This window comes from Sinorhizobium sp. B11, assembly GCA_039725955.1.
Classification (GTDB): Bacteria; Pseudomonadota; Alphaproteobacteria; order Rhizobiales; family Rhizobiaceae; genus Rhizobium.
The window spans coordinates 1,521,650-1,538,394 of record CP091033.1 but is presented as its reverse complement, the minus strand read 5'-3'; the positions used below and the strand labels follow the sequence as shown (position 1 = coordinate 1,538,394).

The following is a 16,745-nucleotide window of genomic DNA, read 5'->3' as shown; positions in this document are numbered from 1 at the left end:
TCGGTCGATCACGTGACTTCCGGGAATAGCGCTGGGCTCTGGCAATCTCGCCGGAAGGACCGGAGCACTGCGGCTAAGTCATGGCGTTTCGGCGCTTAGGTTCCCATCAAATGAGACGCTCCGGCGAGGAAGCACGACCATCCTGCGGTCGCCCTCGGAACGTCATGGGCGGGGCGCCGATGATGCGTTTAAACGCCCGGCTGAATGAGGCCTCCGATTCATAGCCAAGACGTTCGGCAATCGTAGCCACGCGTTGCCCTTCCCGCAGCCATTGATGCGCCTGGTGCATGCGCATGCGGGCGACGTACCGAGCGGGTGTCTCGCCAACGGTTCTGGCGAAGCGCTCTGCGAACCCGGAACGGGAGGCGCCCATCTTGCGAGCGAGTTCGTCCACCGTCCAGTCATGGGACGGATCGAGATGGATCGCTGCCAGGACCCGGCCCACATCGGGATTGCGAACGGCGGTCAACCATCCAGAGGAGTCGCCGCAGCCGTGTTCCACCCAAGCGCGGATGATCGTCGCGGTCAGAACATCCGCAAGCCGGGCGAGGATTCCGCCAGCCCCGACGCGGTTCATATCGACCTCGCGCATCATCGCATCGAGCAGGGCCGGAATCGAAGGTTCACTGGCCGCAAGATCGCTTGTGCGCATCACATCGGGCATCAGTTGCAGCAACGGATGGCGCTTGTCGACATTGAAACGCATGACCGCGAAGAACAGCAGGTTCTTGCTATCCGCACAGGGGCATTGCAGATCGACGATGCCATCGCAGACCGCCTTGCGCGGCAGGGCTTCGACGGGCGTCGGCACTATGCCTGGCGCACTTGCAAGCACATGGGCATCGCCCCGCGGCAGCAGGACCGCATCACCCGGGTGCATTTCCATCCATTCTCCGTCCGGCGTCTGCACGAATGCCTCTCCGGCCGCCAGAAAATGAAACTGCGCTTCATCCTTTGTCGGAAAGGCAGTCGCCCACGGGGCCGACGGCTGGCAACGGCCGTAGTCGACGCCGTCAAGACGAAGCCCCCGCATCATTTCCGTCAGTGCGTCGCTCATCGTGTCCTCGTTATTTGGACGAACGGTCATGTCTTGTAGATTTTCTAGCATAGAAACACCAGCGCGAGCCGTCTAGCCTTGTCAGCACAATTTCTGGAGACGGCAATGAACATCAATCCCGAAGCCAACGGCTTCCATACCAGCAACAAGGAGGCCAGTCCGGCCTGGGCAGGAGTCGTATCGCTCTCGCTCGGCGTCTTCGGCCTCGTGACGGCCGAGTTTCTTCCGGCCAGCCTGCTCACACCGATTTCACAAGATCTTCACGTCAGTATCGGCGCTGCCGGCCAGTCGGTGACCATGACCGCTGTGATCGGCGCGATCGCAGGTCCTGCAATTGTCATTGGCACCAGCCGGTTTGACCGTCGTCTCACTCTGCTCGGATTGACCGCCCTGCTCATCATTTCCAGTCTCCTGGCGGCATTCGCCGATGGGCCCGCGACGCTTCTCGTTGCTCGAGGGTTGCTGGGGATCGCGCTCGGCGGCTTCTGGGCCTTGTCGCTGGCGCTCGCCATGCGGCTTGTTCCCGAGCGGCTGATGCCGCGGGCGATGGCGATCATCATGACCGGCGTATCCGTTGCAACGGTTTGCGCTGCACCCGTCGGTGCCTGGGTCGGAGAAGTCTATGGCTGGCGTTTTGCATTTGTCATCGCGGCTGCGGTCGGCGGTCTTGCCTTCATGACCCAACTCCTAACCCTACCTGCGATGCCGTCCGTCGGCGCTGCAGGATTGGGCACGATGGCCACGGTGCTACGCCGCCCGGCAATCAGACTGGGCCTTCTGACCGTCTTGCTGGTGGTCGCCGGTCATTTCGCCGGTTTCACCTTCATTCGGCCCTTCCTCGAAACCGTGCCACATTTTGGGGTCGAGGGGATATCGGCGGTTCTGCTGGCCTTCGGGATCGGCGGTTTCATCGGCAATCTGTTCGGCGGGTTTGTTTCCGAGCGCAACACGGCACTGTCCATCGTCATCGCGGCTACCGGGATCGCCGCAACAACGTTGGCGCTAGCGCTGGCCGGCAGCCTTCCAAGCGTTGCGTTCGTCGCGACCGCACTGTGGGGGTTTGCCTTCGGCGCTCTGCCGGTGAGCGTTCAGAGCTTCGTCACACAGGCAGCATCCGACGAAGCAGAAAGCGCAGGTGCGTTGATGTTGACCACCTTCCAGGTCGCCATTTCTAGTGGGGCGGCTATTGGAGGCCTCATTGTCGAAGCGCAGGGGTTGCCCGGGGTGTTCGGCTTTGCAGCTATTGCCGCGCTGTGCGGCGCCCTCGTGATCGGCATCCTCAGCCGGAAAACGGTAGCGGCGGCGTCCTAGCGAAATCTCCGCCGGGAACCGTTCTTGCCAGCCTGGATCGGCCTGATCTCATCAAACGTAATTGGAAATGTTCGCGGTAGAGATCCTTGATCTGCTGCAATTGATGGCTCCGGCCAATCCGGTCGGCCGGCGATCAGTACGTCAGCCGGCCTGACTTGAAAACTCTATCGGTGGTGCCTCGACCGGCGTAGAGGTTAAGGCATCTTACGGAGCTAGGTCGCCTCAATGCGCTAACGCTGTCTGCGGGCTGCCACGCAGGATCAGCGCGAACACTGCTAAGCCCAAGAGTGTGAGACAAAACCCGGCCCATACTGCCGACAGTAAGCCGAAGCCGTTGCCGATGGCCAGCCCACCCGCCCAAGCGCCGATGGCGTTCGCAACATTGAGCGCGGCCAGGTTCATGGCGCCCATCAAGGTCGGGGCTTCCGGCGCAAGTCTTGTGAGGCGGACCTGGATTGTCGGTATCGCGGTCATCATTGTTGCTCCCACGCAGAAAAGCCCGACGAAGAGCGTGGGGATGTTCGAGCCGAAGCTGGCCAAGATCGCAAGCACGATGATGGCGCTTCCAAAGCCGACTACAATGCCGCGCGCCGGGTGCACGTCGGCAATCCTGCCGCCCACCAGGTTCCCCACCGTCATGCCGATGCCGAACAGGGCAAGGGCAACGGGAATCCATTCCGCGCCTATGGCAACGACGTCGGTCACGAAAACACCGATGAATGTATAGACCGCAAAGATGCTCGCTACGCCGAGCGCGGCGACCGTCATCATCAACCAGACTGACGATCTGCCGAGAGAAGCGAGCTCCCGGGCGACGGAGCCGCCATCCAAGGAGCTTGTCTTTGGGACCCAGAACCACAGCGTCAGCGTGGACAAGACGCCGAGAGACGCGACGGCGAGGTAGGTGTTGCGCCATCCGAGATTTTGGCCAAGGAAGGTGGCGAGGGGTGATCCGACGATCGTGGCGATCGTCAGGCCGCTCATGACGAGCGCAAATGCCTTGCCTCCGTGTCCGGGCCCGACAATGTACGACGCAACCACCGCTCCTGCCCCAAAATAGGCTCCTTGCGGAACGCCGCTGATGAAACGAGCCACCGCAAACATCCGGAGGTCTGTCGCCAAAGCTGAGAGGATGTTTCCGCACACGAAGAGGGTCATGAGCAATAGAAGCAGCGTTCGTCGGTTCAGGCGAGCGGCGGCAAGCGTGACAAGCGGCGCGCCGATAACAACACCGAAGGCATATGCCGTAATCGCATTCGTGGCCGCGGGCAGATCGATTCCCAGACTTGCCGCAAACAGCTGCAAGATTCCCATGCTTGCGAATTCTGATGTGCCGATGCAGAAGCTTCCCAGGGCGAGCGCGAAAAGCGTCAAACCGGCTTTCCGCTGCTGCGCCGCATCGGTGCAGTGCACCTTTACGGCAGAGCATTGGGCGTCAAAGGCTTTGTTGAGCATGCTGGCCTCCATCGTTAAAGACGACTGCCTGCCTCCGTCGCGGGATGCGGTTTAGCATCTACTTCACATGGTTTTGGGGCTCGGCGTCTCCCGGATTTTAGGAGGCCGGACGTAGGCTGACAGTTAAGTTTGGTGAAAACCTGAGAAAACCGAACACGCGGCAATCAATTGGGCGGCATCAAGCTGCCGCCGTTGCAATCCTTCAGACGGCTGGTCTTCAACATAGCGATCCTGTGGAGCCTTACGCACGTCCCGCTTGATCGGTAAGTCCAATCCGTCTCAGCCCTTGGAGACGTCCACCGGCTTCGGGGCAACCATAATCCGAGGTCGTGGACGCGCTTCTTCGCATGCATCGACCGTCACGTCCCGCGCCCGGCTATTCCTGGCATGATCGACCTTTATCGACTACTCGATGCAAAGGGTCTCGGTGTTCCAGCCGTTTGGCAGAGGTTCCGGACGCTGGATTTCGATGTTCTCGAACGTGAGCCCGGCGATATTGTGCGCAAAGAGCGCCGGCATGCCCGCTGGGTAATCGACGAGGCCAACAATTTTTCCGTCGGCTCCCCGCAGCCAGGCATTGCCACGTCCCTCGTGATCCTTGGGCGGGGATAGGTCGGCACTCGTGGGGCGCAGGTCATATTGCCTCGCTGTCCCCAGGGAGCCTTCCTCAATCGTCAACTTGATGTTGCTGAGGCTCATTCCCGTAATTCCGCCGCTTCGCTCTGCAAAGAGGTTGATCGGACCCTGGCAGTTCCCCGTCACGTTCTCGATGCGGACGTTGCTCACGACGCCAGCAGGTGTCTCCGGCCGGCGATCGAGCTGGGTAATTGTGAGCGGCTCACCCGAGCCCCAGAAACCATCGGGCGTTTCGTGGCAATCGATATCTATGTCCGAGAAGGCAATATCTTCAATCGCTCCGCCATCACGCGAGAAAATGCCGAGGGCGCGATTGGAATCGTGGACCTCGCAACGCGTGAAGGCGACATGGCGGATGTCACCAAAACTTTCCGTGCCGATCTTCAATGCGCAACTGTTGCTCTCGACATGGCAGTCCGAAACTTCGATCTCCTCGCAGCGTGCGATGCCCTTGTCGCTGCGGCTCGTCTTGAGGCAGACGCCATCGTCCGCCGTTTTGATGACGACGCCGCGCACAGCGACCTTTGCACAGCTGTCGATGACGATCCCGTCCGTATTCGGGAGTTGTCGATTGTTGAGCACCGTGATGCTCTCGACAACCACATCACGGCAGCGCACGAGGTGGACCGTCCACATCGGCGAATCTTCGATCACAAAGCCTTCCAGCCTGATCTTGCTGCAGTCCTCGAACACCAGGACTCGTGGGCGCTTTTCGCTCGGCGTATAGGTGCCGACCGTCTGGTCAAAGCCGGTGCTGAAGGCGGCGCCCGAGGCGAGGATCTTGCCGTCGCCGACGATCGCGACATCATGGGCCTCCTGCGCAACGATATAGGCGCGGTCGGATCCCTCGGCGATGACGCTCACCGAATTTCCGGCATAAAGCTCGTAATCAGGGACGAACTCGAGCGTGGCGCCCAGCCCGATTGACATTGTCACACCGCTGAACAGGCGAATTGGCCCCGTAATGTGCCGACCCGGCTGCAGCAGAAGCGTTCCCCCGCCAGCGCGCACCAGACTGTCGATGGATTGCTGCAGGTCAGCGCCATCGGGCTCGATCGAAATATCCATTGGCGATCCTCGTTACTCTGGGGATGATTAAGCTACGCCATTTTATTCGTCAACAGGACGAACTAATTCATCCAGTCAATCTTGTTTGTGTTGACACCGCCGAAAACTCGTATTTAATTCGTCATGGTTACGAACAAACGATCGGCCAAAGGGAGATTTGGAGGCTGGTCGGTGCCAGAGTTTGAGGAGCAAAGAAGGGGAACCCTATGAAACCGCTCAAGACATTGATGATGACGGCAGGCGCCCTGGCGATGACGATTTCGCTTGCGACCGCATCCGAATTGAAGATCGTCTGGTATGTCGACAACGACCAGGAAGAGGCGAACACGCGCGCCTTGCTCGATCAGTACACAAAACTCCACCCGGACACGACCTTCGACCTCGAGATCACCCCTTATGATGGGATGGTCCAGAAATTCCAGCAGTATGCCGCCTCCGGCATCATGCCGGATCTGTCGCTCACCTCATCGATGGAGCCGGTCATCCGTCCGTTCCTCGTCGACCTCAAAAAGGAGATCGGCCCTGAATGGATCAACGACTTCGTCAAAGGTTGGGGTGATGGCGCCAAGCTCGACGACAAGGTCATCGCCGCGCCGTTGCGTGTGACCTCGACGGGCATCTTCCTGAACGTCGATGCCTTCAAGAAGGCCGGCGTTGCCGTCCCGGACCACGCGACCGGTTGGACGTGGGATGAGTTCGTTCCCAAGATCAAGGAAGTCGCAGAAAAGTCCGGTACTCGCTATCCGCTCGTCTGGGACGTTTCGGCAAGCCGCTGGATCGTTCATGAATATCAGTACGGAAACCACATCTACACGGAAAAGGAACCCGTAAAGGTCGTCATGGACGAGGCAGCGTGGACGAGCACGCTCGACAAGTTCATCGACATCACGAAGGCTGCAATGCCGCCCGGTCTCTGGTCCGGCGCGAGCTCCGACAACCCGAAGGAAATCTTCACAGCCGGTCAGGCCGTAGCCTATATGTCCGGAAGCTGGCAAATCGCCGGATTGGCCGATAACGCGCATTTTGCGTGGCAGGCTGGCCCGACGCCGCGGGGCACGGTCGCCTCGTCGATCTACGGAGGCGACTACATCGTGGCCTTCAACACGAGCCAGCATCTTCCGGAAGCGATCGATTTCATCAAATGGATCACATCACCGGAGATCCAGGGACAATATGCCAAGACCTTCGGCATGATCCCGGCCAATATGAAGGCAGCAGCCGTCAAGTACGACAATCCGGCCGCCACCGAAGCGATCACGGCAATGCAGGCCGAGTTGAACGCCAGCCCTGCCTACGCTGCGACCGACCAGGCCTGGCCGCAGATGCAGGCCGTCTGGGGGACCGTGAAGACAGCCGTCACGCAGGCTGTTGCCGGTCAGGTCACCTCCGCCGAAGCCATATCGCAGATCAAGAAGGCAGCCGATGCCTCGCTTGAGGCTAGCAAGTGACGACGGGCATATTGGAAGACAGCCGTTCGGCACTGGGTCCCCACCCGGTGCCGAAAGGCCTGCGCGGCAGCTTGGCAAGCCTCGGGTGGCCCTACCTGCTCATGGTGCCGACAATGGCGCTCCTCGTTACCTTCACGCTCTATCCGCTGGTCCAGGGCCTCTTCATGGCCTTCTTCAAGCGGGGTGTGGTCGTCGTTCCGCAGGTGCCCAACACGCTGCCGCAATATGTCGGGCTGGATAACTTTATCGGGCTTCTAAGCAATGCCGATTTTCAGGTTTCATTGCTCAAGACCGTTCTTTTCGTGATCATCGCGGTTCCGTTGAACATTGTCGTCTCGTTGGCGCTGGCTCTGCTGCTGGCGCCACAGACCCGGCTGTTTGCCTTCGTCCGCACGATCGTCTTCTTCCCGTCGATGATCAGCCTGCTGATCATCGGCGTTGCATGGCGATGGCTCTTCGGCCTCAATAACGGCCTTGTGAACTACCTGCTCTCACTGATCGGCTTCGCCCCGGTCCCATGGCTCGAACAGGACACGATGGCTCAGATCGCCGTCGTCATCGCCTGGGTGTGGGCGCAAGCCGGCTTCAATATGATGATCTTCATTGCAGGCCTGACCGCGATTTCCGCTGATTACTACGAGGCGGCCTCGATCGACGGCACCAGCAAGTGGCGGCAATTCACCCATATCACCTTGCCGCTCTTAAAGCCGACGCTCGCTGTCGTCCTGGTCCTCTCCTCTATCGAGGCCTTCAAGGTCTACGAGCTCGTCGTATCGCTGACGGGCGGCGGTCCGGGCAAGGCAACGGTCTATCTCATACAGACGATCTACGACACCGCGTTCCAAAAGCCGATGCAGGCTGGCGTTGCGGCCGCCCAATCCGTGGTGCTGTTCATCATCCTGCTTTTCCTCACGATCTTCCAGTTGCGCGTATCGCGGAGCGAGAAATGACACGCATCTATTCTCCCTGGCGACTGGCCTTCGTCGTGCTGACCTTGTTCGTCTTCCTGATGCCGCCGATCTGGCTTTTCCTGTCTTCGTTGAAATCACAACAGGAGATCTTCCAGTGGCCGCCAACGATTTTGCCGGCCCAGCCGACCTTGCAGAATTTTGTCGACACGGTGTCGCGCGCGAAGTTCCTCATCTTCTTCCGTAATTCGGCCATTGTCTCCGTGCTTTCGGCGCTACTGTCCGTCACCATCAGCGTCATGGCTGGCTACGCGCTCGCGAAATTTCGGTTCAAGGGAGACACACTTTTCTTCCTGCTCATCATGTCGTCGTTGATGGTGCCGTTGCAGATCATCATGATCCCGGTGTTTCTGGTGCTGCGGGATCTCAATCTTCTCGACACGCTGGCAGGTATCATCATCGCGCCGGCGGCAACCCCGACCGGGGTCTTCCTTATGCGCCAATACATCACCAACATTCCTGACAGTCTTCTGGAGGCGGCACGACTCGACGGTACGCCGGAATGGCGGATCCTGTGGCGGATCATTGTTCCGCTCGCCATACCTGCGATCGGCACGCTGCTCGCCTTCAATCTCGTATGGCGCTGGAACGATTATCTTTGGCCGTTCCTGATCATCAGTGACCAGGACAAATGGACAGTCCAGGTCGCGCTTGCCAATACGGTCGGGCGCTTCGGTATCAACTGGCCGAGGCTGCTGTCGATGTCGGTGCTTTCGGTGCTGCCCGTGCTCGTCATGTTTACAGCCCTGCAGCGCATGTTGATGAGCGGCCTGATGGCGGGCGCAACGAAGGAATAGGCCTGCTATATTCCATAATTCAAGGGCCGCCTTTCGGGCGGCCCTTTGACATTTGCTTTTTCAAAAAACGGCCTCGGTGGCGATAGGTCGCAAACCTCTAGCGGATCGCGTCTGGCAGCCTATCCTTGTAGGCAAGCGCGGCGGCGGCCGGCATGCTGCTCCATCCCTGAAGCAGCGAGCCGCGTCCCCAGGGTGGCGAGAAATATTCGACCGCTCCCATCCAGCCTTCTTCGAGGCAGGTCTCCCACCAGCGCAGGAGCGGGTAATCCGCGCCGTCCAGGCCGTATGCAAGCCGTTGCTCGGCATAGAGCCCGGAAAGATAGGGCCAGTCTGAGCCATTGTGGTAGCGATAGGCGAAATAGGATTTCTCACGCGTATCCTTGGGGCGCTTGAACGGCGGATAGGCGCAAAGCACGCCCCAGTCTCCGTAAGGCTGTTCGCCATTGTTGCGACTTTCCAGGATCTCCTGGACCTTGGCGAGAACGCCTTTCGCCCGCTCGGGAGAAACCGCCTTGAAGCGAAGCAGCGTCAGGCTGTCGAGCGTCAGATGGTCTTCGACGAAATCTACCTTTGTCCCGTAGTCCGCGTAAGTGCCGCCCGGTTGCAGAAGCGCCTCGTCCAGCGAAGCACGCGCCTTTTGCGCCACGGCTGCCGCCTTCGACGCAAAGGCTTTGTCGAGCGCGGCGCCGTGCTTTGCGATGACGTCGAGGGCCCCGATCCACAGGCCGAGATCATAGGCGACATAACCGTGACGATAAACGTTGTCGGCCCAATCGCGGTCGTGCCGCGGCTTGATCGGCAAGCCTGTTCCGGTTTCGTCGAAGCTGCAGTAACGATCGAAGATCGCCACCACCTTATCCCAGTAGAGGGAAAGCGGCGAACCGTCGCCGGTCGCATTGATGTAGTCGCCGATCGTCAGAATGAAGAAGAGCGGGCTGTCGAAATGGTCGCTCCACCAGTCGCCGGGTCGAAGGTGCTCCTCTTTGATCCGTGGATCTGTCACGCGTACCTTTTCCCATTCCTCGGCCTGTCCTCGTCCTGTCAGGATGACGCCGCTCGGCGCTTCGCCGTTGTCCTGTACCCCTCGTGCCAGAAGATCGATCTGGGCGCGGACGGCGTCCGGTTCCCGATCCAGGAGAGCCTGGAGTGTCCAATAGCCGTCCCGGTAATAGGTACGAGCCGGCGCGCTGTAGGCCTGTCCGGCGGCAAGGCCGGCAAAGGCGCCGTGCTCGTCCTGTCTTATGCTCGAAAAGGCGGCGTGCAGGCTTTGCGAGATCATGCTGCGCATCAGAGCAGGCGCCTCGGGCATCGCGTCGCAACGCGTGACATAGGCATTGGCCTCGGCAATCAGTTTCGTCTGGTCGAGCTCAAGAGCTGCAAGTGCTTCCCCGATCGTCGCACCGGCCGTCACGAAGATGCCGTCAGGCCTTTGCTCCGCGATGGCGACGCCCCAGCCGGTGCGGGCAATGCGACGACCCTCTTGCCGTTCGATGGGTTCGCGCTTCGCGGTCGCGCCCCACCAGGCGCAGCGCCGTGCAGGGATGAAGGTCCGCAGCTTTGCACCTTTCAAGAAGAGCGCCGGTGCCGACTGCGCCACATAAAGCCCTCCACCATGCGCTTCCACGCGGTTCGGTGCATAAGTGAAAGGGGCGCTCCAGCCGGTGAACGTCAGATTGACGAGCTTGCCCGCACCCCATAGCGAAAGCTCGATCCTGCCTTCCGGTCGACAATCACCCTGCAGGCGCGGGGCCATGAACGGGACGAGCACCGGCGTCGACGAGCGAAGCTGTCCGTCGTCAAGCGGTGTCAGAACCTGTGATTTTGATTGTGCTGAACTCATCGGACGGCTTCCTGTTTTTCTGCCTTCTCAATTGCTGCATGGTCGGTCAGGCCGAGCATGAGCGCCCCGAGCATGCCGGCTTCAGGGCCGATCCCGGTTGCCTCGATACGTGTTTCAAACGGCAGCAACATCGGCATGTGACGCCTGACGGCATCGACGAACTCGCGGCGCGAGCCTATGCCTCCGCCCAGCACGATGAGGGCGGGATCGAAGAGGGCCTGTACGGCGGCAAGGCCGACCGAGGCCGATTTCGCGAGCGTTTCGATGGCGGCGACAGCTTGCCCGTCTCCAGCCAAAGCACGAGCGAATATCTCGGCGACTGGCAGTGTGCCATCGCCATAGAGGCTGCGCACTGCGGGCGAATCAACCTGATCCTCGAAGAGACCGGCGCGTGCCTGCGGCGCCGCCTGATGAGGATTGGGACCTAACGGAAGAAAACCAAGTTCTCCTGCTCTTCCATGCCGGCCGCGGAAGAGTTTTCCACCGATGACCAGCCCCATGCCGACGCCGGTTCCGAAGGCGATAAATGCAAGCGAATCCTGATCCTGTCCTTTGCCGAGCGTGGCTTCGGCAAACGCCCCGAGGTTCACGTCGTTCTCAACCACGACGGGGCACGGCAGAGCATGTGCGAGCAACGCAGCGAGCGGCTGATCGGCCGGTATGGCCAAGTGAGGGGAAAGCGAAGCAAGCCCCGTTTCCGGCGAGACCGCCCCCGGTACGCCGACGACAGCCTTAAGCAACGGACCGCGTTCGCGATTTTCCTGCAGCAGTGACAAAATCATCCGCGGAATTTGCCGCAATACAGGAGCGTCCGCGCCATGTTCGGTCGGCTCTTCGGCCTTTGCCAGAATACGTCCCTGCAGATCGGCAAGCCCTGCCAGGATCTTGGTACCGCCGAGGTCGACGCCGGCGACCATGCCTTGAGATCCGCCCGCTTCGTCCGCGCGACGAGTGATTTTTGCCCGTCGCAAGCCAGACGCAATGGTTGAAATATTTGACAATTGCAGTCCTTTTGCGATATTTGTTCGGCAGGTTGACGAATTTATTATGGCCGCGCTTGCGGGCTGTCAACAAGCAGTTTGAAATCGGCGGGCTTTCATGGAAAAAGCAGAACACCGATACAACGATGAAGACGGATCTGGCGGGGTAGCTAGACGATGGTATTGACCGAAAACGCGCCGCCCGTGCTGCGACAGATTTCCGTGCGCGCGGTTATGGACGTGCTGCTCCATGCCGGACCCACGTCGCGAGCCGAACTTTCAAAGATCACCGGCCTTTCAAAGCAGACGATGTCCGAGGTCATCAGGGCGCTGGAGGAAGCTGGTTGGGTTCGAGAAAAGGGTGTCACGAGCGGGCGCATTGGCCGCACAGCCATCACCTATGAGGTCAATGGTGATGCCGGCTATGCTGTCGGTATCGACATGGGCGCGACGACGACACGCATCGTGCTCGGCAATATCGTCGGGAGTGTTGTCGGCGAAATCGAATATCCATCCGACCGTCGCGGCGGCTATCATCTGATTGACCAGGTGGAGGCGATGCTGTCCGACATGCTTGCAAAGATGGGCATTGCCAGGGACTTCGTCCTCGTGGCGGCGATAGCAACGCCGGGGGTCGTCGATCCCGCGACGGGTGCGCTCTCGATGGCGCCGAACCTCACCGATATCACCGATATCGATATTGGCAGGACGCTCAGCGAGAGGCTTGGCTGTCCCGTTGTCCTGGAAAACGACGTCAACGCCGCCGTCATCGGCGAGTCCTGGCAGGGATGCGCGACCGCAATCGATACTGTGGCCTTCATTTCGCTCGGGACCGGCATCGGGCTTGGCGTGCTTCAGGACGGCAAACTGATGCGCGGCGCGAACGGAGCGGGTGGCGAGATTTCCTATATGCCGTTTGGCGCCGATCCCTATACGAAGGACAGCCTTGAACGAGGCGCGCTGGAATGCGCGATAGCGGCTCGGGGAATCAGCGAGCTCTACGAGCGTTCCGGGGGCAAGAAGGATACCTCCGTCCGGGACATCCTGGCCCTTGCCGAAGAGAACGATCCTGTCGCGGTCGAAGTGATCGGGAAAGTCTCGGACATTGCTGCGCTGCTTGTCGTCTCGGTCAATGCGATCGTCGATCCGAAGATCGTCGTTCTCGGTGGCAGCATCGGCCGCCATCCTCTCATTGCCGAAGGCGTCCGGCGCGGGATTGTCAAGGCGAGCCGTCGTGCCATCGATGTCGAGGCAAGTGTTCTTGGCAGGCGGGCAACGCTGGTTGGGGCCCTCGCAATCGGGCTGAACCACGTTCACAACCTGCTTTTCTCTCCCCAGACGCTGCCGGAGCAGCGGCGCTTGCCGCCGCCGCCGCTTTGATTGTCACGTAGATTTGTTCAACGCGACAACGCTGGCGGCACCGACGTGGTGGGCAAAAATGAGGGTTCCACCACCGATCAAGGTGATATTGTAGCGTCGGATATCCGAGAGGGACCCCGCTGGAAACCCGCGCCGGCGCGAGCTCTGATGAGATCAATTTATTGAAAATCCCGCCTGCAGGCGGAGAAAACCCACCATCGCTGCAACAGAAAATTACGTTCGTCATCTTGACGAACTAATTAGTTCCACGCAGACTGTAGGGAACATGAGGGAGGATATCCGACTGCCGGTGTGCTCGCGGCTGCCTTCGGAAGGAACATCAAAAGGAATGGATTCATGGCCGGTCTGAAGTTGAACGATGTCAGGAAGAGCTTCGGCCATCATTCGATTCTCCATGGTGTCGATCTCGATGTGGACGAGGGCGAATTCGTCGTTCTGGTCGGCCCTTCAGGATGCGGCAAGTCCACATTGCTTCGTTTGATCGCCGGCCTGGAAAGCGTGAGCGGCGGGAAGATCATTATCGGCGACGACGACGTGACGGCATCGCCGCCGGGGGATCGCGGGATCGCGATGGTGTTCCAGTCCTATGCATTGTATCCCCATATGACCGTTGCCAAGAATCTGTCCTTCGGCCTCGAAAACCTCACGATGAGCCGGGCCGAAATCGATCGGCGTGTGACGGAGGCGGCAAGAATGCTCGCCATCGAGCCGCTCCTCGACCGACGCCCGAAACAGCTCTCTGGCGGCCAGCGGCAACGCGTGGCGATCGGTCGCGCGATCGTCAGAAACCCCAAGCTCTTCCTGTTCGATGAACCGCTGTCCAATCTGGATGCTGCACTTCGCGTTCAGACACGCGGCGAGATCAGCCGTCTCCACAAGCGGCTCGGCGCCACCATGGTTTATGTGACGCATGATCAGGTTGAGGCCATGACGATGGCGGACCGCATCGTCGTCCTCAATGCCGGACATGTCGAGCAGGTCGGTACACCGTTGGAACTGTTCGAGGCCCCCGCCAATAAGTTTGTCGCCGGCTTCATTGGCTCGCCACAGATGAACTTCTTCGATGGAGTGCTTGCCGGGGCCGGTCCGGGTCATGTTGTCGTCGACGTGCCGGGTTTCGGCCGCCTGGATATTCCAGCACAGCAGGGAGAGGCGAGCGTTGGCGAACCTGTGATCCTCGGCGTCCGGCCGAGCCATTTCGAACTCGCCAAGGGCAGTGGCGGCGACGGTTATCCGATCCGCTTCGAAGTCGATTACGCCGAAAGCATCGGCACGGATACCTATGTGTACGGCACGGTGGAGGGCAGTGGGACTGCAACGATCGTCCACCTGCCTGATCATGTCGCGATCAAGGATCGCGCAGTCCTGCAACTTGTGGTCCGACCTGCACGCCTTCATCTCTTTCGAGCCCAAACCGGCAATTCCATCACAAAACCGCCTGTCGCCGCCGCGACTGTCGTGAGCGCCGGAAATGTCGAGGCCTGAAACGCCCCGCCGTTCATGAGGCTGTTGCGATGGGGCAATCCGTCAGGAACAAAGCCTGCCGGTCTGCCGCCGACTGATCACACAATCCGGTTCGGTCTCGAAGTATCCGCACCAGCGTAGAGGGGTTTCCGACAGCATGCGGAAATCTTCGCCGGATTTCGGCCTCAATCGAGACCGAAGAAGCATGGTGAGAATTTAAATCGCAAGGATGCGGACGTGCGCATACTCCTGGTCGAAGATGATTACATTCTCGGCTCCTCGCTGAAACGTGCACTCGAGAAACACGCCTATGGCTTAGATTGGTTCCGCGATGCCGAGACGGCGCTCGACGCGCTGCGCGACAGCCAATTTGGATGCGTGATCCTCGACGTCAATCTTCCCAAGGCGAGCGGCTTTGATGTGGCCCGTTCGCTCAGGAGGGGAGGCAACGACGTTCCGATCCTGATGCTGACAGCGCTCGACAGCGTGCGCGACCGCGTCGCCGGCCTGGACGAAGGCGCGGACGATTACCTCGTCAAACCCTTCGACCTTGACGAACTGCTCGCCCGACTGCGTGCGCTGATCCGGCGACGGCAGGGCCGCACCGAAACAATCATTCGATGCGCCGACGTCGAGCTCGACCCTTCGGCCATGGTGGCCCGCCGAAATGGCGTACAGCTTCACATCCCCGCCAAGGAGTTCCATCTCCTGCGGCTCCTCATGGAGCGGAGCGGACGTTACGTCACGAAGAACGATATCGAATATGCGCTCTACGACACGGATGTTTCGGTTGAGAGCAACACGATAGAAGTAACGGTCTATAACCTGCGCAAGAAGCTCGGTACTGATTTCATCCGATCGATCCGCGGCGTCGGTTACATGGTCGAGCGGCAGCAGTGACACTTAGCCAACGCCTTTTTCTCCGCATTCTCCCGACGCTCATCATCACGATCGCCATCGTTGGTATCTTCGCCTATCGCAGTGCTACGCGCGAGATCGACAATATCTACGATGCGCAGTTGATCAATGACGCCAACGTACTTTGGTCGTTGATGAAGCATCCCCTCACAAGATTGACGGCAAGACCGACAGTGCAGGTCCCGGATCTTGATTTCACCATGGACAACCAGCTTGCTCTCAACGAGGACGCGGACGACTATGCCGACGCCCATTCGTTTCGCGCCTGGAGGGGGTCAGCGCTGGCCTTTGCCAGCAGCAACGCCTTTCCTGATGAGGTCAAGCGGTTCTCGGCCGGTTTCACCGATGTGACCTATCAGAACGAGCTCTGGCGGGTCTATGCTCTGCCGATCCCGAATAGTGACGTGACCATCGAGGTCGCTGAAAAGATCATCCTTCGGGAAGGCCTCGTCGATAACATCCTTCTCAATCTCGCCTTTCCGCTGCTCATTCTTGTGCCCGTCAGTGCGATCATCATCTGGCTCGCCATCAATAACGGGCTTGCCAATGTCCGCGAGCTGGTCTCGCAGATCCGTGCCCGTACGCCGGATGACCTGTCGATGATTGCCACAAAAGCCCTGCCGCGGGATCTGGCGCCGCTCGTCCACTCGCTCAACAATCTTTTGCGAAAGCTTGGCCGCTCGCTGACGATGGAGCGGCGCTTTTCCGATCTTGCGGCCCATCAATTGCGAACGCCGCAGGCCGGCATCAAATTGCTCTTGCAAATGTTTGATCGTGCCGATTCCGATGAGGAGCGCGCGGCCCTGCTGAAGGACCTCGTCGTCAGCAACGAGCGCGCCATGCATCTCATAGAGCAGTTGCTGCGGCTTGCACGCGTCAGCCATCAACCGGTGCAGCTGGAAGCGTTGCCGCTCCGCCAGATTGCGGCGGCAGCCCTGGCGGATTTCGGGGTCATCCTCAATCGCCGGGGTTTCCACGTCGGGCTCGTCGCAACGCAAGACCCGCAAGTCTTGACCGACCGTGCTCTGCTGCGTGTCATGATCGATAATGTCCTCGACAATGCGATCAAATATTCGCCCGCCGGCGGTCGGATCGAGGTCCGCATCGAACCCGGCTCGCGCGGATTTCGGCTCTGCATCGAAGACAGCGGCCCCGGTATCCCGCTCGAGCAGCGGGAGGCCGCCTTTCAGCGGTTCAACCGCCTCGACGCGCAAGCCGGGGAGGGTGCGGGACTGGGATTGCCGATCGTCGCCGATATCGGCAACCGTCTCGACATCGGGATCAGCCTCAGCACGCCGGCCTGGGGATCCGGCCTGAAGGTGGACCTCGATATTCCTGCCGCATAAGCGGTCAATTCAGTTTCGCTTCATATTCGCCTCATCTCGCCTTCAGTTCGCGAGGCTAAATGCTTCTTCACAGTGAA

At 60.0% G+C, this 16,745-nt stretch carries 13 protein-coding genes; 8 read left to right on the top strand and 5 right to left on the bottom strand.

The window, feature by feature from the left end; all coding sequences use genetic code 11:
• Nucleotides 1–106: 106 nt before the first annotated feature.
• Complete coding sequence (locus LVY75_06845; GenBank protein ID XAZ19856.1) at nucleotides 107–1,057, bottom strand: AraC family transcriptional regulator; 951 nt, start codon at nucleotides 1,055–1,057, stop codon at nucleotides 107–109.
• Nucleotides 1,058–1,162: 105 nt separating this feature from the next.
• Between LVY75_06845 and LVY75_06840 the strand changes: the two genes are divergently transcribed.
• Nucleotides 1,163–2,368, top strand: coding sequence for an MFS transporter (locus tag LVY75_06840; GenBank protein ID XAZ19855.1), 1,206 nt, complete (start codon nucleotides 1,163–1,165; stop codon nucleotides 2,366–2,368).
• A 222-nt stretch (nucleotides 2,369–2,590) separates the two neighbouring features.
• On the opposite strand, the gene LVY75_06835 is transcribed toward LVY75_06840, so the two are convergent.
• Nucleotides 2,591–3,823 carry an MFS transporter gene (locus tag LVY75_06835; GenBank protein ID XAZ19854.1) on the bottom strand — a complete coding sequence of 411 codons (1,233 nt, stop codon included), beginning with the start codon at nucleotides 3,821–3,823 and terminating at the stop codon, nucleotides 2,591–2,593.
• A gap of 405 nt (nucleotides 3,824–4,228) precedes the next feature.
• Nucleotides 4,229–5,527 carry a glycosyl hydrolase family 28 protein gene (locus LVY75_06830; GenBank protein ID XAZ19853.1) on the bottom strand — a complete coding sequence of 433 codons (1,299 nt, stop codon included), beginning with the start codon at nucleotides 5,525–5,527 and terminating at the stop codon, nucleotides 4,229–4,231.
• 206 nt (nucleotides 5,528–5,733) lie between these two features.
• On the opposite strand from LVY75_06830, the gene LVY75_06825 reads away from it, so the two are divergent.
• From LVY75_06825 to LVY75_06815, 3 genes are read left to right on the top strand one after another with little or no spacing between them, the layout of a single operon-like run.
• Nucleotides 5,734–6,975: an extracellular solute-binding protein gene (locus tag LVY75_06825; GenBank protein XAZ19852.1), complete on the top strand. Its 1,242-nt coding sequence runs from the start codon at nucleotides 5,734–5,736 to the stop codon at nucleotides 6,973–6,975.
• Complete coding sequence (locus LVY75_06820) at nucleotides 6,972–7,925, top strand: sugar ABC transporter permease (GenBank protein ID XAZ19851.1); 954 nt, start codon at nucleotides 6,972–6,974, stop codon at nucleotides 7,923–7,925. Before LVY75_06825 ends, LVY75_06820 begins: the two co-directional genes overlap by 4 nt.
• Complete coding sequence (locus LVY75_06815; GenBank protein ID XAZ19850.1) at nucleotides 7,922–8,740, top strand: carbohydrate ABC transporter permease; 819 nt, start codon at nucleotides 7,922–7,924, stop codon at nucleotides 8,738–8,740. The genes LVY75_06820 and LVY75_06815 overlap by 4 nt, the downstream gene beginning before the upstream one ends.
• Before the next feature lie 97 nt (nucleotides 8,741–8,837).
• Here the strand turns inward: LVY75_06815 and LVY75_06810 are convergent, their stop codons facing one another.
• Entirely contained in the window at nucleotides 8,838–10,580 is a 1,743-nt protein-coding gene (locus LVY75_06810) for a glycogen debranching protein (protein XAZ19849.1), read from the bottom strand.
• Nucleotides 10,577–11,497 carry an ROK family protein gene (locus LVY75_06805; GenBank protein XAZ19848.1) on the bottom strand — a complete coding sequence of 307 codons (921 nt, stop codon included), beginning with the start codon at nucleotides 11,495–11,497 and terminating at the stop codon, nucleotides 10,577–10,579. The genes LVY75_06810 and LVY75_06805 overlap by 4 nt, the downstream gene beginning before the upstream one ends.
• Before the next feature lie 240 nt (nucleotides 11,498–11,737).
• On the opposite strand from LVY75_06805, the gene LVY75_06800 reads away from it, so the two are divergent.
• The 4 genes from LVY75_06800 to LVY75_06785 all read left to right on the top strand — a co-directional run bounded on the left by LVY75_06800 (nucleotide 11,738) and on the right by LVY75_06785 (nucleotide 16,668).
• Nucleotides 11,738–12,940 (top strand): ROK family transcriptional regulator, encoded by a 1,203-nt coding sequence (locus LVY75_06800; GenBank protein ID XAZ19847.1) that lies wholly within the window; start codon nucleotides 11,738–11,740, stop codon nucleotides 12,938–12,940.
• Between the two features lie 336 nt (nucleotides 12,941–13,276).
• The gene (ugpC, locus tag LVY75_06795; GenBank protein ID XAZ19846.1) at nucleotides 13,277–14,425 is read left to right on the top strand and encodes a sn-glycerol-3-phosphate ABC transporter ATP-binding protein UgpC; all 1,149 of its coding nucleotides are present in this window, start codon (nucleotides 13,277–13,279) and stop codon (nucleotides 14,423–14,425) included.
• A 216-nt stretch (nucleotides 14,426–14,641) separates the two neighbouring features.
• Nucleotides 14,642–15,304: a response regulator transcription factor gene (locus tag LVY75_06790; protein ID XAZ19845.1), complete on the top strand. Its 663-nt coding sequence runs from the start codon at nucleotides 14,642–14,644 to the stop codon at nucleotides 15,302–15,304.
• Entirely contained in the window at nucleotides 15,301–16,668 is a 1,368-nt protein-coding gene (locus LVY75_06785; GenBank protein ID XAZ19844.1) for a two-component sensor histidine kinase, read from the top strand. The genes LVY75_06790 and LVY75_06785 overlap by 4 nt, the downstream gene beginning before the upstream one ends.
• Nucleotides 16,669–16,745 lie beyond the last annotated feature (77 nt).

Bases quoted from the DNA above. Each gene is read 5' to 3' on its own strand.
- LVY75_06815 (XAZ19850.1), top strand. From the start codon at position 7,922: ATGACACGCATCTATTCTCCCTGGCGACTGGCCTTCGTCGTGCTGACC.
- LVY75_06835 (XAZ19854.1), bottom strand. From the start codon at position 3,823: ATGCTCAACAAAGCCTTTGACGCCCAATGCTCTGCCGTAAAGGTGCAC.
- LVY75_06830 (XAZ19853.1), bottom strand. From the start codon at position 5,527: ATGGATATTTCGATCGAGCCCGATGGCGCTGACCTGCAGCAATCCATC.
- LVY75_06840 (XAZ19855.1), top strand. From the start codon at position 1,163: ATGAACATCAATCCCGAAGCCAACGGCTTCCATACCAGCAACAAGGAG.
- LVY75_06800 (XAZ19847.1), top strand. From the start codon at position 11,738: ATGGTATTGACCGAAAACGCGCCGCCCGTGCTGCGACAGATTTCCGTG.
- LVY75_06810 (XAZ19849.1), bottom strand. From the start codon at position 10,580: ATGAGTTCAGCACAATCAAAATCACAGGTTCTGACACCGCTTGACGAC.
- LVY75_06845 (XAZ19856.1), bottom strand. From the start codon at position 1,057: ATGAGCGACGCACTGACGGAAATGATGCGGGGGCTTCGTCTTGACGGC.
- LVY75_06825 (XAZ19852.1), top strand. From the start codon at position 5,734: ATGAAACCGCTCAAGACATTGATGATGACGGCAGGCGCCCTGGCGATG.
- LVY75_06805 (XAZ19848.1), bottom strand. From the start codon at position 11,497: ATGGTCGCCGGCGTCGACCTCGGCGGTACCAAGATCCTGGCAGGGCTT.
- ugpC (XAZ19846.1), top strand. From the start codon at position 13,277: ATGGCCGGTCTGAAGTTGAACGATGTCAGGAAGAGCTTCGGCCATCAT.